Here is a 26,299-nt window from a genome sequence, read left to right as displayed (position 1 = left end):
ATGATACTTATTATAATTAAAATGGATTACAATGGAATATTCCCGTGTTTCTTGGCGGGGACGTTCTGTTTCTTGTTACGTAACTGGGCTAAGGCTCTGATGATACGGAATCGGGTATTGCGCGGTTCGATGACATCTTCGATGTAGCCGTATTTGGCAGCGACGTAAGGATTGGCGAATAGCTTGGTGTATTCGGCTTCTTTTTCGGCGAGGAAGGCCTTCGGATCTGTTTGTTCTGCGGCTTCTTTGGCGTAGAGGACGCCGGCGGCACCAGCGCCACCCATGACGGCGATTTCGGCAGAGGGCCATGCGTAATTCAGATCGCCGCGAAGCTGTTTGCAACTCATCACGATGTGTGAGCCACCGTACGATTTGCGCAGGGTAACGGTTACTTTGGGCACGGTAGCTTCACCGTAGGCATAGAGCAGTTTTGCACCGTGCAGAATAACGGCATTGTACTCCTGACCGGTTCCCGGCAAAAATCCCGGAACGTCGACCAAGGTAACCAGCGGGATATTGAATGCGTCGCAGAAGCGGACGAAACGAGCCGCTTTACGGGAAGAGTTGCAATCGAGCACACCCGCCATGAATTTCGGCTGATTGGCTACTACGCCGACTGACTGTCCGTTGAAATGAGCGAAGCCGATAATGATATTCTTGGCATAGTTCTCTTGAATCTCGAAGAATTCGCCGTTATCTACCAGGGCGCGGATCACTTCGTACATGTCGTAAGCTTGGTTGGGATTGTCGGGAATGATCTCGTTCAACGCGTCGTCCGCCCGATCGATAGGATCGTTGCATGCGGTCATAGGAGCCTCTTCCATATTGTTCTGTGGGATGTAGCTCAACAGTTTTTTGATCGTAGCGATTGCTTCTTCTTCGGTAGGAGCGGTGAAGTGAGTTACGCCGGATTTGGTGGAATGGACGCTTGCGCCGCCCAGATCTTCTGCCGTCACGTCTTCGCCCAGGACGGTCTTCACTACCTTTGGCCCGGTTAAGAACATGTTCGAGGTGCCTTCCATCATTAACGTAAAGTCGGTCAATGCAGGAGAATAGACCGCCCCACCCGCGCAGGGGCCGAAGATGCCGGATATTTGAGGCACTACGCCGGAAGCGAGGATGTTGCGCTCGAAGATTTCGGCATAACCGCCCAAGGCGTTGACGCCTTCTTGGATACGTGCGCCACCCGAATCGTTCAGACCGATTACAGGAGCTCCCATGGTCATGGCCATATCCATTACTTTACAGATTTTCTTGGCCATCATCTCGGAGAGAGAGCCGCCCGTCACGGTAAAATCTTGTGCGAAGACATAGACTAACCGACCGTCGATGGTACCGCTGCCGGTTACTACGCCGTCGCCCGGGATGTATTTCTTTTCCATGCCGAAGTTCGTGCAGCGATGTTCGACGAACATGTCCATTTCTTCGAAACTGCCTTCGTCCAGAAGCATAGATAGGCGTTCACGAGCGGTGTATTTGCCTTTTTCGTGTTGCTTGGCGATGGCTTTTTCTCCGCCGCCCAAGCGCACTTTTCCCCGACGCTCCACGAGCGCGCTTATTTTTTCCTGTTGAATACTCATGTTATCTTATTTATTTGGATTTTCACAAAGTTCTGTCAATACACTCATGGTCGATTTGGGATGCAAGAAGGCGATATTCAAGCCTTCGGCCCCTTTACGGGGCACCTTGTCGATCAGCCGCAAACCTTTCCCCTCCGCTTCGACCAGCGCATGGGCCACACCGTCTTCTACGCAGAAAGCCAAGTGATGCATGCCGCCATGTCCGCCATTCTTCTCTATAAATTTAGCGATCGGGCTTTCCGGATCCGTCGGCTCTAATAGCTCTAATTTTACTTCGCCTACTTTTAGGAAAGCGGTCTTTACTTTCTGATCGGCTACTACTTCGATGTTGTAACACTTGAAGCCCAAGACATTTTCAAAATACGGCAATGCTTCCTCAATGCTTGGAACGGCGATGCCTAAATGTTCGATGTGAGAAATTTTCATGATATTTATGCTTAAATAGTTGTTAAAAACTCTTTTTGCTTATCAAAATTCGCTGCAAAATTAAATAATTTAGTGAAGAACTTGAAATATTTTGAACTAAAAATTTGTAAAACAATTTGGGATGTTAAAGATAGAGTTGAGTGGCGAGTGCGTTCAGCCAGTTCCACCTGAATTTGAACCAACGGCGCGTACTCCGCTGTTTCCCTCCGAAGCGGAGGATGAATTCGCGATAACCGTGAAGTCGGAAAGGCACGCCCACATCCATGAATTCGAAATGCGGATACTTCTTTTCGTTGGCATATCGGATAGCGGCCCATACGGCAAGTACTCCCGGATACTGTAGCTTGTACGTCTTGCGCATGCCTCCCGAAAACCAGAGGTAAGCCGTTTGACCGGAGAATATGCAGACCGAGCCGCCGATGATCTTTTCTTTATAGGAGACGATAAAGACTTTTGCAATTTCTTTTTTAATGTTATTTCGATTCATTTGTAGAAAGAAACTCATATCGGGAAAATGCCTCAGGATCTTGGAGGAATAATTTTTTTTCAACATGGTGATGAACGACTTTACCTCTTCCTCCGTTTCAGCTGCTTTCACGACGGATCCGTTTTTCAGCCCCTGGTTTATCTGCCGTTTTCGGGAGGCGCTCAGACGCACTTCCGGCGCCTTGCTATGGAGGGAATTGTATACCCTCATCCAATTCATGGGGAAGTAGCCGTTTTCCCGGAACTCTTTATAGGCGAACAGGGATTGAGTGATATTGCGGCATTCGATCAGGAAACAGCGGGGGAGCACCTGATAGGTGAGGTGAGTTAACATTTGTCCGAACAGCACCGGTTTGTTGACGCTGTCGTCGAGGAAATCGCCTGGCTCGAAGATTTCGCAACGGTTGACGAGCGACCCCGGAAGCCAGCGGCAACCGCGCCGGATCACGGCGAGTAGCTTCGCCACCGGACGGTCTTCCTCGTAGGCGATCATATAGAAAGGATCGTAGCCCGGCGTATTTTCATAGATATGAAACAGTTCGGCGGAGTGGAACAGAGAGTTGCTCGGCAAATCGGGCAACGTCGCTCCTCGGGTGTATGTAAGCAATCGGATACACATCGTAACTGCAAATGTATCAAATTTAACCCGACAAACAATTGATCCCGTCTGAATTTGCAGAAAAAGTTTCTCCGCTCGCGCAGAAAGCCTGCACTTTTATTTCACCTCCTCCAATCCTTTTTCCTGCATCAGGTTGCCGAGTTTTGTCTGGTCGGCGATATAAGCGATCCCTTTGCCGAATACGGCAGGACGGAGAAAGACGCTCAAATCCTTCACGCTTTCGTAAACGCAATAATCGCCGGCCAGGCCGCAGACGATCAGCGTATCCCTCTTATAGAAATGGAATTTCGCTCTGTCGGAAGTCAGCGTAACGTAGTTTCCCTTGTCTTCGAGGTGAGCGAAGGCGCTGTATGCTTCCGTTTTCGGATCGGCACCTTTGCGGATCACCTCGAAGGGGATGCGATTCTTCTGGCAAGTGCCGATCAACACGTCGGGGATAGAAGCTCCTGTTGAATATTGTACGCAATGCATGGGCCAGTGCCCTCCGTTTTCGGTAAAAGAGCAATGGTCGACCGGATGCCAGTCGACGGTGAAGAAGACCTTGTCGACGGTTCTGGAATTCAGAAGTTTTAAGATTTGTCTTAAAGCTTTTCCGGCGCCATCGACATAAAGAGCGCCTTTCTTTTGGCAAAAATCGATCTGAAAATCGACGATGATGAGTATATTCATTTCGGTACGATGAAATTAACACACAAAAATAAGCAAAATATTTTGTTTTTAACTCACATAAAATGTAAATTTGCCCACGTACGATATTCGTTAGCATTCTAACGTAGAATCAGGAATAAAATCGCTTTATGAAGAAAATAATTTTAGTCGGTATCGTATGTTTGCTGGGAGGAATCCTGAAAGGGTGGACGCAGACCTCTCGGAAGAGCAAGACTTCTGATAATTGGTATATAGGTGTAAATATGGGGGCGGCGGCAAAGACCACCCACGTGAGCACGTTCCGAAATTTGAATCCTGTGGTTGGTCTTCGTCTGGGCAGGCATTTCACCCCTGTATTCGGATGGGCGATGGACAGTCAATTTCATTGGGATGACAAGGGGTATTGGTGCGGCAAGACGAATACGGCTGTTGCAGGGGTGAATGCTTCTTTATTGGGAACGATCGACTTCACCCATTGGTGGGTAGGCTATAAGGGACTACCGTACGGGTTGAATGTGGTCGGCATTGCCGGCCTGGGATGGGGGCATACGTTCGGACAGCTACCTGAGGATAAGGCCCGAACAGTGAAGATGGACCGAAATGCGCTGACTTCCAAGGTCGGGGTGGACCTTATGCTGAATATCGACAACGAGAAAACCTGGCAGATTTATTTTGAGCCGGCGTTGACTTACCATCTGAACGATGGAACGCAGTATAATATCAACCGCTCTGTATTCGGACTTTCGGCCGGATTGATTTACAAGTTCAAGAATTCGGACGGAACGCATCATTTTGCCGTCGCCAAACTGTATGATCAGGCTGAAGTGGACGCCCTGAACAACGAGATAAATCGATTGAGAAACTCCAAGCCCGAAACTACAGTCGGGGAAGCTAAGCAGGCGGTGGAGAAACCGGTCTATGCGGGCGACGTGGTGGTGGTCACATTTGCCAAAGCCAAGTATGAGCTGAGTGACCAGGCAAAAGAGGTGCTCGACCAGATCGATTCGAAGGCTACCGTGGCGATTAAAGCCATCGCTTCGCCCGAGGGATCGAAGCGGTATAACAGGGAACTTTCGGAGAACCGCGCCCAGGCGGTCAGAGAATACTTGGAAGACCGCCACGTGAAGGTGAAGTCGGCAAGAGGGCTCGGCATCACTGGCGAAACCTCCAACAGAGTGGCCATCGTAACCATCGAATAAATGCGCTCCGCCGGAGGTGATTGCGACGAGACGACGATTTTTTTACCGAAAAACTTGCAAGAACAAAAATAATACGTACCTTTGCAACCGCTCTTCGGGAGTTGCAAGCGGAAGGTGTGTTAGTTCAGCCGGTTAGAATGCCTGCCTGTCACGCAGGAGGTCACGGGTTCGAGTCCCGTACACACCGCCTCTTGCAGCCTCTTCTCGAGTGGTGCAAAGGTGTGTTAGTTCAGCTGGTTAGAATGCCTGCCTGTCACGCAGGAGGTCACGGGTTCGAGTCCCGTACATACCGCTTCTAAAGAGAGCGAAAATTAGAAAAAACTCTGATTATCAATGTATTTAAGGATTTTTTTTGTTTGTAGTGAAGCAATATAGGCTTAAACTTCCAAAAGAGACGTGATCTCTTGTATGCTTTCTGTTTGTCGTATTTTTGTGTCATTTATATATGCTGTGGCTGTGGATATGGTATGAGCATCCGGAATTGAATATTTCCAATACCAACAATGAACTTGAATTGCTAAACGCTGACTTGAAGGCTAACTGGATTTACATAAAGGCATTAGTATGGAAAGAAGAAAAATCTTCGTTCAAGACTTTATAAAAGTCTACGCGCCCAGTAGATAAAGCAGAAATGGGTTTTTACAGGGCTCTTTTTGTTATATATGCCTAATTATTAATGAATTATCTGATTTCGTTTGATTTTTATATGAAAAGTTGCACAAAAATATTTCATTCTCTTCTTTCTTTTAGGAATGTTTTTGCATTCAACAAGGATTGCTATTTGTTATTTATGGTTAAATTTAATCTTGACATAGATTCTATATTTGTTTATATTAAATAAATTCATTTCCTTTGTATCAAAATATAACTTAACCGTTTAAGTATGTCTTCAAAAACAAAAATACAATCTTTAAAAGCTGTAGCGGAACATTTGCATATTTCTGTCGCAACTGTATCTTGGGTACTCTCGGGAAAAGGTGATGAGAAAAAGATAAGTCTTGCTACTCAAGAAAAGGTGCTTGCTTATACCCGTGAGATAGGATATCATCCAAATCTTTTAGCAAGAGCATTGAATGTAGGGAGGACTAATACTGTCGGCTTGATACTACCTTCTATTTCCGACACTTTCTATTCAGGTGTGGCCAAAGTTGTGGAGAGCTGTTTAGATAAGTTGAACTATTCATTGATGATTTGTAGTTCTGATTCTAACGGTGAGCGCGAAGGTCGTATGGTTAGAATTATGAAGTCACACCAAGTTGATGGAATAATCATTGCGCCTACAAAACAGAATCGGGAGGTCATACAGGGATTAATTGATGAACATTATCCGTTAGTTCTTTTCGATCGTTTCTTTTCGGATTTATCTACCAATTATGTTTTAATCGACAATAGAGAAAGTAGTTGCAAATTGGTTGATAACATTATCCGTAAAGGAGCGAGGAAAATAGCTATCATAACAACTAATCCTTACCTTACCACTCTAAGTTTTCGCTTAGAAGGGTATTTGGATGCTTTAAAGAAAAATGGCATGCCAATCGATCTTAATTTGATAAAAGTAATAGATATTCATGGGTATGAAGAAAATATTCCTTTTGCTCTAGATGAATTATTCTATCAGGTTCCGGATGTTGACGGTTTCTTTTTTACAACTCATATTTTGGCTATCGAAGCTTTCAATTATTTTATTAACAACAATATTGATTATAATAACAGGTTTAAGCTTGCGTCGATACACGAAGAATCTCTATTCAGAATTATAGCGCCCCAAATGGATATTGCTTTGATGCCTATACAAGAAATCGGGGAAAAAACAGTGGGCATATTATTAAAGGAGGTGGAACGGAAATTCAGGAAAGAAAATTTTGCAGATGGTGACAATATTGAACATTTAATATTACCGTGTAAGATGTTGTACAGAGAATAATTTTTTAAACGGATACTTAATCGTTTAAGTTAAGTGACGCTTGTTTTTTGTTGTACAACTTAATCGATCAAGTTGCTTCGAGAGAATTTCATTTGATGATGTATAAATACAATTTGATATATAATATATACATAAATAGTAATGCCAATTATAGATAAACATATTTTGGGTGTGGATATTGGAGGTACAAAGACAGCCATTATCTATGCACAAGAAAAAAACGGTATGGAAATAAAGAATAAGATTTCTTTTCAAACTGTTAAAGTGTGGGACACAATTGATAAGATTATCGAGTCGCTTCAAGAGATTATAAAAAGAAATAATCTTAGTGTAAACGATATATCGGGAATAGGAGTGAGTTGTGGCGGCCCTTTAGACAGCGGAAAAGGCATTATCATGTCTCCGCCCAATTTGCCTGATTGGGATAATATTCATATCGTTGATATTATCCAAGAACATTTTAATGTGCCTTGCGCTATTCAGAACGATGCAAATGCATGTGCGCTTGCTGAGTGGAAATTTGGAGCAGGGATTGGGGCCAAGAATATGGTTTTTATAACCTTTGGAACAGGATTGGGGGCTGGATTGATTTTGAATGGAACATTATATACCGGTGCTAATGATAATGCCGGTGAGATAGGTCATATAAGATTGTCGGATTTTGGACCAGTTGGATATGGGAAACAAGGATCTTTCGAAGGTTTTGCCAGTGGTGGAGGCATTGCACAGCTGGCTAAAACAAGATTGGAAGAATATTTTCAAAGAGGTAAAAAGGTTGAATGGTGTGATATAGACAACTTGGATAATGTGACCGCATGTCTAATTGCCGAGCAAGCTCATAAAGGAGATGAACTTGCTAATGAGATAATAGAACTATCTGCAAGGTATTTAGGTAAAGGGCTTGCTATATTGATTGATATATTAAATCCTGATCGTATAGTTATTGGCAGTGTTTATGCCAGAAATGTTGATTTGTTTTATCCTACTGTGAAAAAGGTACTACGAAAGGAAGCCTTGGATTTAGCTTTCAATGCATGTACAATATGTCCAGCACAATTAGGAGAGCAAATCGGTGATTATGCTGCAGTCTCTATAGCCAGTAATCTTTAGTTTTCAATAGATACATATAAATCAATATTATGCAAGATTTAATAAATGACAGTTTTAATGAAGCGCTTGAAAGTCTGCGTGTTTTTATGGATTCTTCAGAAAATATGCAGATGATTGAGAAAGCTGCCACGGCTATTGCTACTGCCATTCAACAAGGCAATAAGGTGATGAGTTGTGGAAACGGGGGCTCTCTATGTGATGCAACTCATTTTGCAGAGGAGTTGACGGGAAGGTATCGAATCAATAGGAATCCATTTCCTGCGATAGCACTCAACGATCCGTCACATATTACTTGCGTTGGCAATGATTATTCATTTGATGAGATTTTCAGCCGTTATGTTGAAGCGGTGGCCCAAAAGGGAGACGTCTTAATTGCTATTAGTACAAGCGGAAATTCCAGAAACATTCTGAATGCCGTTGAAGCGGCACACAAAAAAGGAGTGTCTGTGATAGGAATGACTTGTGACTCGGATAATCTTTTGAGGAAAACAGCAGATTTTCCGATATGTGCACCAAAAAACAAGTATTCAGATAGAATTCAGGAAATCCATATAAAAGTGATTCATATCATGATTCAAGTAATAGAAAGTAAACTATCTATTAATAATTAAAATAGCAAGAGCTTATGATGCTTAATGAAAAACAGCATGGGCAAGTTGATAAAATTTTGCCAGTAATATTTGACTTTTTCGTTATGGGATTTTTTGATTTGATTGGAATTGCTTCAAACTATGTAAAGCAGGATTTTGAATTGAACGCTTCCGTTGTTAATCTGGTATTATTTTCATGTTTCCTTTGGTTTTTGGTCATATCAATGCCAACAGGCATGATAATGAACAAGAAAGGACACAAAAAGACTATGCTTTTAAGCTATTTGTTTGCTTTTTTAGGATTGTTCATACCTTGCTTTTCGTACAATTTTGAATTTATGATTGCTGCTTTTGCCTTTATCGGAGTAGGTAGTGCTAACTTATTCTCGATTGTTTCCTCACTGGCTTTAAAAGCTGTCCCTCACAAAGCTAATGAGATACCATCGCTCTTAATTGTCGGGGATGTCGGGTGGGGCAATTATAACACCAATATTAGATTTTGTTTTTGATATGTTCTCTACTCAATCAGCGGCTCTCATTGTTTTGATTGTAATATGGCTTTATATGATATGGATGATAAATAAAGTCATGAATTTGCAATAATAAGTGTATTTTTTGTTAACTTAAATAAATTAATCATGAAAGCTAATTGTCGTTTAAAAGGGGAGTATACCCCAAGAAGGATGCAACAGCGAATGTTTTCTATTATGCTACTTGCTTTGCTAGTGCCAATAAGTGTTTTAGGCCAAAATAAAGCAATGGTAACCGGTTATGTTTTTGACACATATAATGAACCTCTTGTAGGTGCTATGGTGAAGGTTTCCGATTCTACTATATCAGTTGGTACTTACACCGGACTGCAAGGTGAATTCTCTTTAGAAATTAAAGAGGGAACTAAATTGGAGATTTCGTTTATCGGCTATGATACGCAGTATGTTACAGCTCGAAATGGAATGAAAATCCTTTTGAGTGAATCCACTAAAGCCTTAGATGAAATTGTAGTGGTAGGATATGGAACTGTAAAGAAAAGTGATTTAACAGGGGCTGTATCTTCTGTAACTTCAAGAGATTTTTTAGACCAACCAGCAAGTTCAGCCAATTCCGTATTATCTGGTAGAGTTGCCGGTGTAGCTGTAAGAAGGGCTAGTGGTAATCCAGGTGAAGGAAATACTATCAGAATTAGAGGTGCAAACTCTATTTATGGTGGAAATGATCCCCTTATCGTAGTGGATGGTAACTATGGCGGTATGCCTCATATTGAAGATATAGAATCAATAGAAATATTAAAAGATGCTTCTGCAACTGCCATTTACGGTTCTCGTGGTGCAAATGGTGTTATCATTGTAACAACGAAGCGTGGTAAAGAAGGTAAACCTAATGTTAAGTTTAGTACCAATTTCTCTGTAAACAAAGTATTAAAGCATTATGATTTGATGAATGCCATGGAATTTGCAAACTATAACAAAGAAGTAGGAACCTATCCTTTCTCTGATGATGAGATGGCTTTAGTTAAAGCTAACCCCTGTGGTGTTAATTGGCAGAATGAAGTATTGCAGACTGCCTTAATTCAAGATTATAAGATTGTTGTATCTGGTGGTACAGATAAATTTAAGTACTATGTTTCTCCTCATTATTATAACAATACAGGAGTTATAAGAAACTCTAAAAGTGAAGGATATGGAATTAAATCTAAAATAGATATTAAATTGAATAACAGCGTTTTAATGAAAGTTGAAATCGATGCTGGGCACGGTGATGTGTTGAATCAATATTATGGATCAGCAGGTAGTAGTACATCCCATCCTTTGATGGCAGCATTGCTTTGGTCCCCTACAGAACCAGTTTACGATGAAGACGGACAACTTAATCGTTTGGGTATTGGTACTGGAACAATTCTTAACCCTAAATTGCTTGTTAGTCCTGAAGAAAGGTATTATAGCAATTGGGCCAACGCTGTTGGAAATTTGAATATCAATATTCTTGATGGTCTGAGTTTAGCTTTAAATGGAAAAGTGGGGTTTAGTACTGGAGGTACTAGAAAATTTGTAAGCAAGAATTATACAGGCACAAATGCAGCAGCTAATCAAGTTTCATATGAAAACCTTAATTGGTTAATAAATGCTGTTTTAAATTATAACAAAACGTTTGCTAAAGTTCATCATTTTTCAGCAATGTTAGGTTTTGAACAGTCTGCAAGTAGCAATCAAAACTTTAGAGCTGATGCTCTTTCTCTTCCTATTGAATCTGTCAGTTGGTATAATTTGGGCTTGGCAGCGCCAAACATCAGTATTGGCTCAGGATATGGCAATGACGCTTTAATTTCATATTTTAGTCGTCTGAACTATAACTATAAATATAAATATTATTTGACTGCTAATTTTCGTGTTGATGGATCGTCTAAATTTAGACCAGGAAAACGATACGGCTATTTCCCTTCTTTTTCTGCCGCTTGGCGCATTTCTGAGGAAGAATTCATGAAAGATCAAAATGTATTCCAAAACATCAAATTGAGAGTAAGTTGGGGAATGACCGGCAATCAAGCTGTTGGAGCATATTCAACCTATTCAATTTTGAACCCTCGCGCTAACTCTTGGGGCACTGGGAGTCTTCAATCTGGATATTATCCTGTTATTGGTGGCAACCCTAATTTGACATGGGAGTCTACAAAACAATATAATCTTGGCCTAGATTTGTCATTCTTGAATAATCGTGTTTCTCTGTCTTTTGATTATTATAATAAGAAAACTGTTGATTTGCTAGCTCCCATTGCTGTTCCAGGATATAATGGTGGTGATTCTGAATATGGTGAAAAGAATGTGATTTCTAATGTTGGTTCTGTTCGTAATGAAGGATTAGAATTCAATATGAATGTTGATGTTGTAAAGACAAAAAAAATCTCATATGACATAAACTTTAATGGGGCAATTAACAAAAATGAAGTACTTAGTTTAGGTGATTCTCCTATCATATACGGTGATAGATATGCTCACGGTTTAACATCTACAAGCCCTTTTGCTTTGATTCCCGGTGAACCAATTGGTACTATCTATGGATTGAAATATTTAGGAATCTGGCAAGAAAACCAAGCAGAGGAAGCTCAAAAATATGGTCAGACTCCTGGTGACTACAGATATGATGACCTAAATGGGGATAATAACTATACAGCTGAAGACAATCAAGTAATAGGAAATACTAATCCTAAATTTACATGGGGAGTTAACAATCATGTTTCTTATAAAAATTTTGATTTTAACATTCTTCTTGAAGGTTCTCATGGACGTGATGTCTTGAACTGGACATATATGACCACTGTTGAAAAAACAAGGTCATCTACATATACTAATTTAGATGCCAGAAATCGTTGGACACCTCAGAATCCTAATGCAAAATTTGCAAAGATTGGAGAAACGAATAGATTGAATCCTGTATCTTCTCAATATATGGAAGACGCAAGCTATGTAAAACTACGTAATATTAGTGTGTCCTACAAATTTCCACGTAGGTTGATTCCTTTTGTCGCCTTACAGCTTTCATTAAGTGCACAGAATATACTTACTATTACAAAGTATAAAGGATATGATCCTGAGGTAAGCTCTTCAATTGGCAGTGATATGAACTCAGGAATGGATTGGTATGCATATCCTAACCCTGCCAGCTTCTCATTCGGATTATCAATTACCTATTAATAATTAAATTCACAAAAAAGGAAATCATATGAAAAAGATATATTTAATTCTATTGCTAGTCTTAGTTTCGTTCGCCTCTTGTGAACTTGGTGGAGGTTTTTTGGACGAAGATCCTAAAGGATATTTATTCCCGGAAAATTTCTATAATAACGAAGAAGAATTGAAAATGGCAAATAATGCATTGTATAGCCATTGGGTTGATGCATTAAACAGACCATATGAAAGTATGGAAATCAAGTATGCAAGCGCTGATGATATCTTAGGTACAGGAAATCAGCGACAATGCTACAATGAAATCGAAATTAATTTGGAAAATTCAGTTGGTATTGATGCTGATATTTCAAAAGGCTGGGAACGATGCTATGACGTTATTAATATAGCTAACTCCATCGTTTTAAATCATAGAAGAGCTGAAGGAAAAGTTACCGAAGAAACGTTAAACAGATATGCAGCACAAGCTCATTTTATTCGTGCTTATATGTACTTTTGGTTAGTAAGGTTTTACAACAATATCCCTCTGATTGAAACAGCATTTCAACCGGATGATAATAAAACCGTTAGATGTTCTAAGGCTTCTGAAGTTTACGATTTAATTGTTAGAGATCTCAAGTTTGCCGAGGAATATTTGCCAATTGATTGGAAAGATTTCGATAATACACTTCGCACAGGCGGAGCTATCACTAAAGGAGCTGCTAAATCTACTCTTTCAAAAGTATATTTACAAATGGCAGGTTTCCCTATAAATGGTGGTAATGAATATTATGCATTGGCTAGAGATAAGGCAAAAGAAGTAATTGATAATGCAGGTACATATGGTTATGAATTGAGAAATCATTTTTATCAAGTATGGGATCCATACTGGAAACCTTATTCTTTTGCTACGGACGAGGTAATCATTTGGACAGCTCAAAGTCTTATTAATGATGAATATTCTGTCCGTGCACCAAATCCTTGCCGTCCGATAGAATTTGGTGGTTGGGAATCAATGATTGCAGAAAAAGGATTCTATGAACGTTTTCCTGAAGGTGAACGAAAAGAATATACCTTTGTGACTGATTTTTATAAAGGTGGTGAACATTACAATTACATGGATTTAAAATGTCAGCACCCTGCTTATAGAAAAATGTGGGCTGACAATCTGACAGAAGGTTGGGAATGGGAAACTAGGAATGAACCCAATAGCAAATGGCGTACGAATATGGAAGCATCCGCAAACTGGTATTCAACTAGATCTACTATTATTATGCGTTATGCTGACATTCTTTTAACTTATGCAGAAGCAAAGGCACGTACTGACGGTCCTGATGCTTTGGCTTATAAATGTTTAAATGATGTAAGAAACAGAGCATTCGAGGGCGTAGGTGCAATAGGGGCTTCTTTAAATGATTTGAGTACAGATGATTTTATTGATGCTGTTGTATGGGAAAGAGCATATGAATTTGCTGGATTTGAACATTCATCTCGTTGGTTTGACTTGCAGAGACTTGAGTTGGTGGAAAAGGCTAATACAGAGTGGAGAAATGAAACTGAGGATAAATATAAATTAGTTCGTCCTTACTCCAAGAAAGATTATTTCTTACCAATTCCAAGCAATGAACTTATTTTAAACCCTGGCTTAGCAGATAATAATGCAGAGTTTAACTGATTGAATTTGTTTAATCGATAACGAATATGGCCGGGTAGATTCCAAAGATTAAATAAAGTAATAAACTTAAATAGAAAATTTAATCATGAAAAAAAAGTTCTTGTTACGTTACTTTTTTGTATTGTTTATTATTGCACAAAAAACGATTTTAACATCTTTTTCGCAAAACTTAACTAAATATGTAAATCCGTTTATTGGTACAGATTTTACCGGTCATACTTATCCTGGGGCTACGACTCCATTTGGCATGGTTCAAGTGGGGCCAGACAATGGTACGGATGGATGGAAATTCTGTTCTGGTTACCATACTGATTCAAAATCTATTATGGGTTTTTCTCATACTCATTTAAGTGGGACAGGAGTTTCTGAAATGGGTGATATTCTATTTATGCCAGTTATAGGTGATGTAGAATTAAAAGTAGGAGATAAATCGGAAAGTTATAAGTCTTCTTTTTCCAACGATTCTGAAATTGCGAGCCCTGGATACTATAAGGTGTTTCTTCAAGATTATGATATCACTGCGGAAATGACCGCCACCCTTAGGGCAGCCATGCATCGTTATACTTATCCGGAACATACAAAAGCTGGTGTAGTGATAGATTTGGAACATGGTATAGGTGATAAGACTACTGAGAGTTATTTGCGAGTGATAGATTCTCAAACAATTGTTGGAATGCGTCGTTCAAGTGGATTTATTAGAGATCATCGTTATTATTTTTGTGCTCGATTCTCAAAACCATTCTCCAAAGTGGTTTCACTTGAAGATGAGATACTGTCGAATGAGAAGTACATTTTGGGGAAAAACACCAAATTCTTACTTCAATTTTCCACAACCGATAAGGAAGCCGTGATAATCAAAGTGGGCTTATCAACTGCTCATGAAAAGGGAGCAATTAAGAATTTGGACAAAGAAATTCCCGGTTGGATTTTTGAGGAAGTAAAGTTGGAGGCTGAAAATACTTGGAACAGTTACTTAGGACGTATTGAAATAGAATCATTTAATGAAAGTCAGAAAATATCGTTCTACACTTCTCTGTACCATACTCTCCTGATGCCTAATTTGATATCAGACTTGGATGGAAGTTATTCGGGGTGGGATCATAAATTACATAAAAGCGAGGATGGTAACATGTATACCAATTTCTCGTTGTGGGATACCTATCGTGCTCTTCATCCTTTCTTGAGTATCATGTATCCAGAAAATAATAGCCATTTCGTAAAATCTATGCTTGAGCGTCACAAGCAAGTGGGTTTGTTACCTACTAATGAATATGGGATGTGTGAAACTTGGTGCATGATTGGTAATCATGCAGTACCTGTTATTGTGGATGCCTTTTTGAAAGGAAACAAGTCATTCGATGCAGAATTGGCTTATAATGCTGTTAAACATGCACAAACGCACGACCATAATAAATCAGATTGGACAAATTATAATCGGTATGGCTATTTCCCCTTTGATAAGAGTTCTGTTGAATCAGTCTCTCGTACTTTGGAATCAGTCTATGATGATTATTGCGTAGCAATGATGGCCAAAGCTCTGAATAAAAATGAGGATTATAATTCCTTCATGAAACGTGCTTCCAATTATAAAAATATCTATCATCCAGGTTCCATGTTGGTGAGAGGCCGTAATTCAAAGGGAGAATGGAGAACTCCTTTCGATCCTTTTGCGCTGACAAGTGAAGCTGGCGGTGGCGATTTTACAGAAGGAAACGCCTGGCAGTGGACTTGGCATGTACAACATGATGTAGATGGGCTGATAGATTTATTTGGCACAAAAGATAAATTTGTTCAGAAGCTTGATACATTTTTCGCAACAAACGTTACAGATTTGCCGGGTCAGGATTTAGTACCTGACGTAACAGGTTTAATTGGGGGCTATTCCCAAGGAAATGAACCAAGCCATCATGTTGCTTATCTCTATACTTTGGCTGATCGTCCTGATCGTACAGCCGAAATTGTTAGAGAAGTATTTGACCGTTTTTATTTAGCAAAACGTGATGGCTTGTGTGGTAATGACGATTGTGGTCAAATGTCTGCATGGTATTTGTTTTCAGCAATGGGCTTTTATCCAATTGATCCCGTTTCGGGAGAGTACGTGTTAGGTGCACCTCAGGCACACCGTATTTCTCTAAAACTGCCTAATGGTACATTTACTATGAGAGCCAATAAACTCAGTGTCAAGAATAAGTATGTGGAAACTGTACGTTTGAATGGCAAGAAGACTAATCTGAAAACCCTCAAGTATAATGATATCAAAAATGGAGGATTGCTTGAGTTTGATATGACCAACCGTGCTTTATGAAAGAACTTCTATTGTTTTTTTTCCCACTGATTGTTTCATGTGAGATGCAGAAACAAAATGATTTGTCCCAATATACGGATCTCTTTATAGGAACTGCATACGTGGGGCATACCCATCCGTCTGCGCAGTTGCCTTTCGGCATGGTACAAGTGGGTCCCGATACAGGAACTGATTTATGGGAGCATTGTTCAGGATATTATGATGGCGATTCTACCATTATTGGATTTTCACATACTCATTTAAGTGGGACGGGGTGTCCAGACATGGGGGATATCATGCTTATGCCAGTTGTGGGTGATGTCCCTTTAGATCGTGGGGTGTCTACAGATACTTCCACGGGGTATCGTTCTGCGTTTTCACATCAATCAGAAGAAGCTACCCCAGGATATTACAAGGTACAATTGGATGATTACGAAGTAAAGGTAGAATTAACTGCTACTCAACGTGTTGGTTATCATCAATATACTTATCCCGCATCCGAACAGTCGGGATTAGTCATTGATTTGGGACATGGGATAGGGGATGAACCTATATATTCTTCTATGTCATTGGTTAATGACACTATCATCGTAGGCATGAGACGATCGAAAGGATTCGTCGAGGATCACAGTTATTACTTCTATGCGGTTATTTCTAAACCCGTAAATAGCGTATCTTCTTTTGCGGATAACATTATATCCCATTCTATGTCTGTTGAAGGAAAAGATACAAAATTGCATTTGGCTTTTAGTACACAGGCCCATGAAATTGTAACTGTCAAAGTTGCATTGTCAACTGTAAGTATTGATGGAGCCCAAAAAAATCTGCTTGCTGAAGTTAAAAACAGTAGTTTCGACGAAATTCGTTTGCAAGCTAAAGAGACTTGGAATAGTTACTTGCAAAAAATACAAATAGAGCCTTTGAATGCAGACCAACAAACCTCTTTTTATACAGCTCTTTATCATGCATTGTTAATGCCTAACTTAGTGAGCGATGTAGATGGTTGTTACTCTTTGCCGGATGGCACTTTGGCGAATGATTCAGCCGACCACTATACCAATTTCTCTTTATGGGATACTTATCGGTCTGCTCATCCTTTCTATCTGTTGATGTATTCAGACAAAAACAATGATTTCGTTCGCTCCATGCTTTCTCGTTTTAGTCGTAATGGCATTTTAAGTACAAATGAGTATGGACAGAATGAAACTTGGTGTATGATTGGTAATCATGCGGTACCTGTGCTTGCAGATGTGTATGTAAAGGGTACGATGCCTGAAAAAAACAAAGAAATAGAACATGCCATATACAATTCGCTTACCATTTCTCATCCCAAATCGGATTGGGGAATATATGATAAATATGGCTATTATCCCTTCGACTTACTTACTGTAGAGTCTGTATCAAGAACCTTGGAACACTGTTATGATGACTATTGTGCAGCCTTAGTTTATCAAAGAAGTGATTCAATCAAACATCGTTTTTTCAGAAATCGTTCTGGTAATTATGTGAGTCTTTTTGACAAATCGATTGGTTTGATGAGACCTAAAGACTCCAACGGGACCTGGCGTTCGCCTTTTGATCCATTCTTGCTTTGTCATGCAGGAACAAGTGGCGGCGATTATACAGAAGGTAATGCTTGGCAGTATACATGGCATATTCAGCATGATATCCCGAAACTTGTAGAACTTATGGGAGGAAAGGATTCTTTCGAAAGTAAACTTGACTCTTTGTTCTTTCTTGATGTCCAATCGCTTGGTGGTGGATTTCATGGGGATGTTACAGGGTTGATAGGGCAGTATGCGCACGGTAATGAACCGAGCCATCATATATCGTACCTTTATAATTACACCAATCATCCATACAAAACTCAATCGATTATTCGCGATATTTTTAATCGATTCTATTTGACTGGTAGAGATGGGCTTAGTGGAAATGACGATTGCGGTCAAATGTCAACTTGGTATATATTTTCTGCTATGGGCTTTTATCCTGTAAATCCAGTTTCCGGCGAATATATCATCGGAGCTCCTCAAGTAAAGAAAGTAACATTGAATTTACCCAACGGCAAACATTTTGTCGTGACTGCCAATAAGCTTTCAACCGAAAACAAATTCATCGAATCCGTCACGCTTAATGGAAAAACGTTGGATTCGTTTAAAATAAACTATAAAGACATAATGAATGGAGGAGAACTTATTTTTGAAATGTCTTCTCAAGCAAAATAGTACCCTAATAAACTTAAATTAGATAACATGAAAATTACCCTTTCTAAATTTTGTGCATCTTTATTATTGTGCGCGACTGTTTGTTCCTGTACAAACAAAGTAAAGTATGAGGACATATATGATCCGATTAAGGATGTAGGTCAATTTCAATTGCCCTCATTAACCAAGACTCCCAAGTATTGTTGGTTTCTGACCGTTGAGAATGAAAATCCTTCTCAGAGTCTTAAGGAATATATTCTTGCAGCGTCAATGTCTGGACTGACTGCAAGAGCTATTCAGAATGACAAGACGGACGTTGCAATATGGATTCGTAATCATGGAGACAATTTAGCCGCATACAAAGCCGAACTGATGTCTTTGCAAGAAAGAGGATGCCAATTTTTGGGAGATATATCTCCCTTTGAACTGATGACTCAAAAGATGCCTCTTGTCAATGGTAAAGATGTAAATATCAATCATCTTTTCGACGGATACATCCTGATGGATATGGACAATAATCCCCAAAGTGGTTCTGTGGCAGTTACAGCCTCTCATGTTTATAACGGCGTAATAGTTGACAAGGTATTTAAAGATAAATTCGACAAGGCCGGATTCAAGATGCTTTACGACGCATCAAACAAAAAAGTTCCCGATGCTTGGAACGAATTCAAGGATAAATGTGCCACTGATGGCATGGTAGTCATGCCTAACAACACCTACGAACTTAGAGATGTTGCCATCCAGAATTCATGGTTCTTTATGAATTTCTATCCAGAACCTCACAGCAATGACAAGGGGGAATACTGGAATTTGTATCAAGAAGTGTGCAGCACGCTTGATAATCATACTATGGTTTATGGTTGGGAGGAAGGGCCGCATGATGAACGTGCTATCAATGCGGTTGTTTCTGAAAATGCATTGTCTACAGCTATCAATGACTGGTTCTACAATTACTGCTTAACGAATTCTGATTATCGTAATAGACAGAATTCAGTATTGGCAGATGTTATAAATCCTAAAGATATAAACTATAACAAGGACAAACGATTTGTCTCTTATTATATGAGTGACGGAGACAACAATCAATGGATGATGGGAGGATTTATTGAAGATTGGTATGATGTTCCTTATAGCAGTGCCAATAAGGTAGCTTTTGGTATCAACACAACTGCAATGCCTCAAATGGCTCCTGCTGCTTACGAATATATCTTGAATCATCAACCCAAAGGTTCAACGATAGTTGAAGTACAAGGGGGAGGGGTTATGTATAGTGACACTTATGGCAATAAACGAAACAGATCCGAGGCTCTTAAAGAGAGAGCACGAATGACGGCTGCTCATATGCGCCAACATCGTATCAAAGTTTTGGGATTGATGGCTAAGGAATACGTTGGATCCGAACAAGCCAAAGAGGCCTATCAAACCTACATTAATGAAAACGACCAGCTCATTGGATTGGTAGCTCTGCAATATACTCCTTATGCCGGAGGTAGAGGTGATATCTATTGGTTCAAGAATACGGTGGGTATGCACATTCCTGTGATAACAGTGAAGTACTCTTTATGGAATGAACCTCAAAATAGGGAAAGAGAGGGAACTCCCAAGTATATAGATGCTTGTTTGGACAAAGACGAAAATAACCCCAAATACAATTTGGTGTGTATCCATGCTTGGAGTAAATTCTCGGATCAAGGAACTGACTGTGATGAATTGGCCGAAACCCGGAAAGGCGATGTAATGGGCAGTAATATTGCCACGCTTCTTACCAATCATCTGGACGATTCGTACGAAGTGGTAAGCCTTGAAGAGCTTATATGGCAACTTCGGATGGACGTGTATCCTGAAGAAACCCAGAATTTTTTAGATTCACTGCAATAGATAATGGCCGATGCAGGAGGCTATCTGTCAGCGCAGGAAAATTATGCTGCAAAAGTGAATACTTCAATCGGTACTCGAGGAACGGGATTGGCTTGTGAGACTTTTTGCATCCAGGAGTTTCATATTCATAAGGATATTGGATGAACCGTTAGTCCCGTACATACCGCCAAAGGGTTGAAAGATGGGCTGTAAGTCGTTTGAAACAGTTTTAGGAACGAATCCCAAAGCGTCTTCAGCAGTGAAAACGAAGACGTTTTTTTCGTCGCCATTCTTAGATTCGGATGAGGTCGGGAATCAGCGCGTATTCCGTAAACATACCCCTGACGAGAGAAGAAAACCGGAGGTACCCGACCAATAAAAACTAAAAAAATACACCTATTTTTTGCACATAGTGCGAAAATCTAAAAACTTTTTCTATATTTGCATATATCAATCATGGAGGTATACAATGCAGACACGAACTATTCTTGATCACACCCGGTTACATTCACTGAAACGATTCTCGCTCGACGATACGGCGGAGGTTAAAATGTCTCCGACGGGGAACTTTTATGATCATTATGTCAAGAAATCGATGATTTTTCGAATACCCACTTGATAAAATGTCACAAAAGAGTCTCCGCCGGGAACACTTGGCTGCCGGGTGATCGAAACAGAGTCTCCGCCGGAAGCACTCGGCTGTCGGGTGATCGAAACAGAGTCTCCGCCGGGAACACTCGGCTGTCGGGTGATCGAAACAGAGTCTCCGCCGGAAGCACTCGGCTGTCGGGTGATCGAAACAGAGTCTCCGCCGGGAACACTCGGCTGCCGGGTGATCGAAACAGAGTCTCTGCCGGGCGGCACAGCATCCTTATTTACGGAAAAATACGGCAACAGTTGCCGGAACTGTTTGTTAAATCATAAAATATAAATGCCATGAAGCAAGTTAAACAAATTGACAGAACCTTGAGTTCCAAGTTTTCGCTCGGCTTGCATGCCGACCTGCAAATGCGTCTCTATGCGGAGATCAGTAAGATGACGCCCGAGAAAATTCTCTTGACGGCTGCCGACCTCGCCGCCTGGAAGTCGGATGTCGACGTGGAAAGCGATGCGGCACGCCGCATCATGGCCTCGGAACAAACCGCCCGACTGTCGGTTAAGGACAAGGAGCGCGACAACATCGTGACGGCCCTGTTCGAGGAAATTCGCCAGGCCGTGCAATCGCCTATTGCCGCCCGCGCCGAGGCGGGACGGAAGCTGAAAATCGTAGTCGACACCTACAAAGGACTGCAGTGGGAGAGCATCGCCGAGGAAACCTCCCACATCGAGGGACTGCTCGTCGACTTCGACAAGTGCACCGCCGACCTCGCCACGCTGGGGCTCGCCCCTGTGGTGGAGCTGCTGCGCACGGCCAACGCCGAGTTCATCGCGATCCGTACCGATCGCGCCCTGTCTAAGGCTGCCGACACGTTGCCCGCCGGCCGGATTATTCGCCGTAAGAACGACGAAACGATGAACACCGTTTTCCGCCATATCGAGGCAGCTTACATCACCGTTGCCACCGATGACGACCGCCAGGCTATCTCCGACCTCATCGATCGGTTGAACCGGGTGATTCGCGAAACGAAGACGACGCATAACGAGAGTCAGGCGCAGAAAAAGCGCGACGGCGGAGATATGCCTCTCGAAGCCGTTTCGGCGGAAAGTCCGCAAGCGTGAAAGCTGCTCCCCGATCCCGAGGCGGGCTGCTTTGAAGAAACTGTTTCTCGAAAGGGCGATGCTTCCCTATCGTCAGATAGTCCTGCAGCGCTTTGGCGTAGGCTTCGAAAGTTTGCTTGTCTTTCTCCGTCGTTCGGCAGGACCGTGCGGGTGCGTCGCCCTTCGAAAGTCCGGTTTACCTCGAGGTAACCGGCTTTCCATATAGTTGGGTTTAATGCGAGGACGGATGTTCGAATCGGCTGTGGTCGGTCGACATATCGATCAGCCGTCGTTTGACCTTGCTTCCTCGGCTGAAATTCCACGTAACGGCAAGCTTAATCAATCTTCCGGTTCGGCCGATCTTGTAATCCGACAAACTTTCGTAGTCGTTCAATTGGCTGCGATAGCGGTGGTGCTCGTTGAACAGGTTCTTCACGCCGACCGATGCGATCCACTTGTTTTTCTTCCACTTTTTCTTGAGGGTAAAGTCGAGCGTCCGGTGCGGAGCGACCTCGCTGTTGCCGGAGTATAACCGGCTGTAAGCATCGTAGAGGAATTCCGCCGAATAACCGGCCGGCAGACGGAGGCCGACCAGGATGTTCGTAAACAGCAGGTGGTGGTGGCGGTAATCTTCTCTGTCGGTCATTTGAATACGTTGACGTACGCCCGTCAGGTTCACCGTAAGCTGCAACCATTCGGCGGGTTGGAACGGCGCACTGATATGAACGAACCAATGGTCCTCATGCCGGTGGTTTTCGTATTGAATGTACGAGATGTTCGGGTTCTGGGCGTCTTGCTTGGAAAACTCGCGGATCAGGTTCTTATGCAGGCGGCCGCCGATACTGAGGATGAAGCGGTAATTGTAGACGAGGGTGGCGCTGATATTGTCGATATACGTTGGTTTCAGATCGGGATTTCCGATCCGGTACGAGTATTCCGAATGCTGGATGCGATTCGGATTGAGAGCTTCGAAACTCGGACGTTCAATGTTTTTAGCGTACTGCAGGGTGGTCATCCACTGCTTCATCTTGTCGAACGAATAGGTGAGGGCGAGGTGCGGATAAAGATCGAGGTATCGCTTCGAGCTACCGTCCGTCCGATTCTTCGTATGGGTATATTCCGTCCGCAGCCCCGCATCGATGTCGATACGTTGCCGGGATATTTTACAGGTCGCGAAGCTGGCAAGGATGGATTCCCGGTATTTGTAATCGTAACGGAAGGCGGGGAGGGGCGTCCAACCCTCCTTCCGCAAGCCTTCGTACCGGGAGCGGTCGGTCATGCCGATTTGCGTGCCTTTCGCGCCGATTTGCCAAGAGGTGTGCTCGGAGACGTACTTTTTATAGGAGACGTCGGCGGAGGCAATGTGATAGTCGGCGGTCAGCCGGTTCCGGTAAGTCGTATCCCGGCTGCTGCGGTGTCGGGAGATGAAATAGGTGTTCCGACTTCTCGAATGTTTGCCGGTGTAATCGGCCAGCACCTTGAGGGCGGAACCCTTTTGGTCGTACTTGCGCACATAGCTCATCGCGCCGGAATACATGTCATAGTCGGTCCGCTGACGATAGTTCCCGCTGCTCTCGTAAATTTCTGACGGATAGGCCAACCTGCTTTCGTCCGTCGTCTTCATGCCCGTATGATAACGGAAGTATTCCACCATCGCACCGACGGTGCGCATGGAATCGACGGCATATTGGACGTCCGCTTTGGCAATCGCGTTATTGTCGTGTTGTTTCGCCCTGCCGCGATTGGAATACGAAACGGACGGGGCGGCATAGTTCCTTTCTCCGGAGCTCGTCACGTCGTTCCTGAAAGTTGGCGAAACCGCGACATTACCGAAGATGCTCCATCGGTTGATCCGGGTGTCTACGGTAAGGGAGGGGAACAGACGGGAGAAGGAACCGGAGACGGATTGACTCACTCCCGCATTCCCCTGCAGCCCGTTGTCCGACCGGTGCTTGAGATGGATGTAGACGATGCCTCCTTTGTCGTTTGCGTCGCTGGCCGCATCCGCCATGGGTAGGACCTCCACCTTTTTTATGTTCTGTGACGGCAGGTTCCTCAGGTAATTGATCAGTTGTTCGCCCGTCAGCCGCACTTCCTTTCCGTCGACGAACACTTTTGTTCCGCCGGCGCCGAGGATGGAGATTCTCTTGTCGGTCAGAGACACCGACGGGGTCTGTCGCAAGAGCTCCTCCGCATTTTGGTTATCGTCGGGAGGAACCAGCATGACGAACCGATCGGCTTTCCTGAGGATGCGAGGGCTTTTCACCGTCACTTCGTTCATTTCCACCGATTTGTAGATGGCCGTGTCCGCCGACAGCGAGTCGTGGGGAACCTGCGCCGCACAAACGGCGGGGCAGATCAGGCAGCATATCAATAGCTTTTTCATGCTCTTATCAATGTTCCCAGTTCGGATAATACAATGTGAGTTTGATCTCTTCTGGGGCGCCTTCTTTCAGGCTGATTTTCTTGCGGGCGAAACCTTCGACGGGGCGATTGCGGTCGTCCATATCCATCTGGAAATTGGCGTTCTCATCGTGGAAAACCGAGATTTCCACTTCACCCTGCGGCAGGTTTTTCAGTTCGAACGAAACGCCTTTGAGGGAGGCTTTCTCCTTTGCGTAGACGGGCTGCCCCTGTCGGTCGGAAGTAATCATCAGGAGCACTTCGCCTTCGTCGGAATGTACGCCATTGACTCTTATTACTATGCTTTGAGCATTTGCACACGTTGCCAGGAGCAACATCATTACGAATAAAACGGCATTTTTTTTCATACGTCTTTTAATTTATTGTGAGATCATTATAAGTTTTCATTCGTTTCTCCGAATCAGTTCCCGTCAATATTTCAATTGATAAATCGGTTTATATCGTAAACTATTCGTATCTATTAAAATCGCAAGATCTTTTTCTTTCTTACGACGTTACAAATATAAATAAGTTTAAAATATAAACTGATATTTCTATATTAAAAAATATTAAATCGATAATTTTTTCTTGCGATTGTCGATAGGATGGAGGGGGGATATCGATGCAGGAGGCGATTATCAAAGGGGTAGTTCTTTGCAGATCGAGCTGTTCGTAAAAGACATGCGTACCCTCTCTTCATCAAAACCGATCGGAACGGGAAATAGGGAAACTCAGAGGTAAAGACTTCTCTTCCTTATGCAAAGGTAAATTTTGTAAGAGAATAATTTCTTTGAGATCAAGGAACGAATGGAATTTATTTCTATCTTTGCAGCAAATTTTCGAGACGATGAAAATTAAGGAAGTGGTAAGTGCCCTTGAGAAGTTCGCGCCTCTGCCTTTGCAAGACGATTTCGATAACGCCGGCTTGCAAGTAGGATTGACAGATGCGGAAGTTACAGGGGCATTGTTGTGCGTGGACGTGACCGAGGCGGTGATGGAGGAAGCCATCGGCTTGGGGTGCAACCTTATTGTGGCGCATCACCCTTTGCTGTTCAAAAGTTTGAAGTCGATTACCGGTAAAACGTATGTAGAGCGGTGCGTGCTAAAAGCCGTCAAGAACGACATAACGGTGTATGCAGCTCATACCAACCTCGACAATGCGATGAACGGGGTGAACTTTAAGATCGCCGAGAAGATCGGCATGAAAAATGTCCGGGTGCTGGAGCCGAAAGAGAATACGCTGCTAAAATTGGTTGCTTTCGTTCCTGCCGCACAAGCCGATGAAGTTCGGAGAGCGCTTTTCGATGCCGGATGCGGTAATATCGGGAATTATGATTCGTGCAGTTATAATGTGAACGGCGAAGGAACGTTCCGGGCGGCGGAAGGAGCACATCCTTTCTGTGGGAAGATAGGCGAACTGCATCGAGAAGCCGAAGTTCGGATCGAGACCGTCCTCCCTTATTTCCTCCGTTCGAAAGCGGAGAAATCCTTGCTCGAGATTCATCCGTACGAGGAGCCGGTCTACGATTTTTATGCCTTGCAAAACGAATGGCCGCAAACCGGAGCCGGGATAATAGGCGACCTGGACGTACCGATGAACGAAAATGACTTTCTGAGGGATATTAAAAAGAAATTTGAAGCGGGATGTGTCAAGCATTCCCGATTGAATGGCCGGCTTATTCGACGCGTAGCCCTTTGCGGCGGAGCAGGAGCCTTTCTGCTGCCGAAAGCCGTAGGAAAGGCCGACGCTTTTCTGACAGGGGAAATCCGGTACCACGACTATTTCTTTTACGAAAACGATATGTTAGTAACGGAAATAGGGCATTACGAAAGCGAACAGTATACGAAAGAGATATTTCAATCAATCATACGGGATTTGTTTCCTTCTGTAGAGGTCTACATCTCGCGGATCAATACGAATCCTATAAAATATTTATAAT

At 42.6% G+C, this 26,299-nt stretch carries 19 protein-coding genes and 2 tRNA genes; 15 read left to right on the top strand and 6 right to left on the bottom strand.

Going from position 1 to position 26,299, the window contains the following annotated elements; translation table 11 throughout:
• Positions 1 to 26: 26 nt before the first annotated feature.
• From BN102_RS04235 to BN102_RS04220, 4 genes are all read right to left on the bottom strand, one after another.
• On the bottom strand, positions 27 to 1,580 hold the full coding sequence (locus BN102_RS04235) for an acyl-CoA carboxylase subunit beta (protein WP_019207845.1): 1,554 nt from the start codon (positions 1,578 to 1,580) through the stop codon (positions 27 to 29).
• A gap of 6 nt (positions 1,581 to 1,586) precedes the next feature.
• On the bottom strand, positions 1,587 to 2,006 hold the full coding sequence (gene mce, locus BN102_RS04230; RefSeq protein ID WP_019207844.1) for a methylmalonyl-CoA epimerase: 420 nt from the start codon (positions 2,004 to 2,006) through the stop codon (positions 1,587 to 1,589).
• A 124-nt stretch (positions 2,007 to 2,130) separates the two neighbouring features.
• Positions 2,131 to 3,111 (bottom strand): GNAT family N-acetyltransferase, encoded by a 981-nt coding sequence (locus BN102_RS04225; RefSeq protein ID WP_019207843.1) that lies wholly within the window; start codon positions 3,109 to 3,111, stop codon positions 2,131 to 2,133.
• Between the two features lie 96 nt (positions 3,112 to 3,207).
• Positions 3,208 to 3,780, bottom strand: a complete 573-nt coding sequence (locus BN102_RS04220; RefSeq protein WP_019207842.1) for an isochorismatase family protein — start codon at positions 3,778 to 3,780, stop codon at positions 3,208 to 3,210.
• A gap of 128 nt (positions 3,781 to 3,908) precedes the next feature.
• Here BN102_RS04220 and BN102_RS04215 point away from each other — a divergent pair, with 128 nt between their 5' ends.
• The 14 genes from BN102_RS04215 to BN102_RS04150 all read left to right on the top strand — a co-directional run bounded on the left by BN102_RS04215 (position 3,909) and on the right by BN102_RS04150 (position 21,977).
• Entirely contained in the window at positions 3,909 to 4,958 is a 1,050-nt protein-coding gene (locus BN102_RS04215) for an OmpA family protein (RefSeq protein ID WP_019207841.1), read from the top strand.
• Positions 4,959 to 5,071: 113 nt separating this feature from the next.
• Positions 5,072 to 5,145, top strand: a tRNA-Asp gene (locus BN102_RS04210).
• 31 nt (positions 5,146 to 5,176) lie between these two features.
• Positions 5,177 to 5,250, top strand: a tRNA-Asp gene (locus BN102_RS04205).
• 591 nt (positions 5,251 to 5,841) lie between these two features.
• Positions 5,842 to 6,882, top strand: a complete 1,041-nt coding sequence (locus tag BN102_RS04200; protein WP_019207839.1) for a LacI family DNA-binding transcriptional regulator — start codon at positions 5,842 to 5,844, stop codon at positions 6,880 to 6,882.
• A 150-nt stretch (positions 6,883 to 7,032) separates the two neighbouring features.
• A complete protein-coding gene (locus BN102_RS04195; RefSeq protein WP_035456601.1) occupies positions 7,033 to 7,992 on the top strand; it encodes an ROK family protein in 960 nt (319 codons plus the stop codon).
• A gap of 29 nt (positions 7,993 to 8,021) precedes the next feature.
• Positions 8,022 to 8,603, top strand: coding sequence for a D-sedoheptulose 7-phosphate isomerase (gene gmhA, locus BN102_RS04190; RefSeq protein ID WP_019207837.1), 582 nt, complete (start codon positions 8,022 to 8,024; stop codon positions 8,601 to 8,603).
• A gap of 14 nt (positions 8,604 to 8,617) precedes the next feature.
• Positions 8,618 to 9,091, top strand: coding sequence for an MFS transporter (locus tag BN102_RS04185; protein WP_019207836.1), 474 nt, complete (start codon positions 8,618 to 8,620; stop codon positions 9,089 to 9,091).
• Positions 9,092 to 9,220: 129 nt separating this feature from the next.
• A complete protein-coding gene (locus BN102_RS04180; protein ID WP_019207835.1) occupies positions 9,221 to 12,268 on the top strand; it encodes a SusC/RagA family TonB-linked outer membrane protein in 3,048 nt (1,015 codons plus the stop codon).
• A 28-nt stretch (positions 12,269 to 12,296) separates the two neighbouring features.
• Entirely contained in the window at positions 12,297 to 13,913 is a 1,617-nt protein-coding gene (locus tag BN102_RS04175; RefSeq protein WP_019207834.1) for a RagB/SusD family nutrient uptake outer membrane protein, read from the top strand.
• An 85-nt stretch (positions 13,914 to 13,998) separates the two neighbouring features.
• The gene (locus BN102_RS04170; protein ID WP_019207833.1) at positions 13,999 to 16,218 is read left to right on the top strand and encodes a GH92 family glycosyl hydrolase; all 2,220 of its coding nucleotides are present in this window, start codon (positions 13,999 to 14,001) and stop codon (positions 16,216 to 16,218) included.
• Complete coding sequence (locus BN102_RS04165; protein ID WP_019207832.1) at positions 16,215 to 18,422, top strand: GH92 family glycosyl hydrolase; 2,208 nt, start codon at positions 16,215 to 16,217, stop codon at positions 18,420 to 18,422. Before BN102_RS04170 ends, BN102_RS04165 begins: the two co-directional genes overlap by 4 nt.
• A gap of 27 nt (positions 18,423 to 18,449) precedes the next feature.
• Positions 18,450 to 20,279 (top strand): GxGYxYP domain-containing protein, encoded by a 1,830-nt coding sequence (locus BN102_RS04160; RefSeq protein WP_021311991.1) that lies wholly within the window; start codon positions 18,450 to 18,452, stop codon positions 20,277 to 20,279.
• 594 nt (positions 20,280 to 20,873) lie between these two features.
• Positions 20,874 to 21,182 carry a hypothetical protein gene (locus tag BN102_RS10840; RefSeq protein WP_425357565.1) on the top strand — a complete coding sequence of 103 codons (309 nt, stop codon included), beginning with the start codon at positions 20,874 to 20,876 and terminating at the stop codon, positions 21,180 to 21,182.
• Positions 21,183 to 21,194: 12 nt separating this feature from the next.
• Positions 21,195 to 21,977: a DUF6261 family protein gene (locus BN102_RS04150; protein WP_019207828.1), complete on the top strand. Its 783-nt coding sequence runs from the start codon at positions 21,195 to 21,197 to the stop codon at positions 21,975 to 21,977.
• A 211-nt stretch (positions 21,978 to 22,188) separates the two neighbouring features.
• Here BN102_RS04150 and BN102_RS04145 read toward each other — a convergent pair whose 3' ends face one another.
• Positions 22,189 to 24,342, bottom strand: coding sequence for an outer membrane beta-barrel protein (locus tag BN102_RS04145; protein WP_019207827.1), 2,154 nt, complete (start codon positions 24,340 to 24,342; stop codon positions 22,189 to 22,191).
• 7 nt (positions 24,343 to 24,349) lie between these two features.
• On the bottom strand, positions 24,350 to 24,727 hold the full coding sequence (locus BN102_RS04140) for a DUF2141 domain-containing protein (protein WP_019207826.1): 378 nt from the start codon (positions 24,725 to 24,727) through the stop codon (positions 24,350 to 24,352).
• Between the two features lie 479 nt (positions 24,728 to 25,206).
• Here BN102_RS04140 and BN102_RS04135 point away from each other — a divergent pair, with 479 nt between their 5' ends.
• Positions 25,207 to 26,298: a Nif3-like dinuclear metal center hexameric protein gene (locus BN102_RS04135; protein WP_019207825.1), complete on the top strand. Its 1,092-nt coding sequence runs from the start codon at positions 25,207 to 25,209 to the stop codon at positions 26,296 to 26,298.
• Position 26,299 lies beyond the last annotated feature (1 nt).

It is taken from the genome of Phocaeicola abscessus CCUG 55929, assembly GCF_000312445.1.
Lineage (GTDB): Bacteria > Bacteroidota > Bacteroidia > Bacteroidales > Bacteroidaceae > Phocaeicola > Phocaeicola abscessus.
This window is presented reverse-complemented; position numbering and strand designations above follow the sequence as displayed.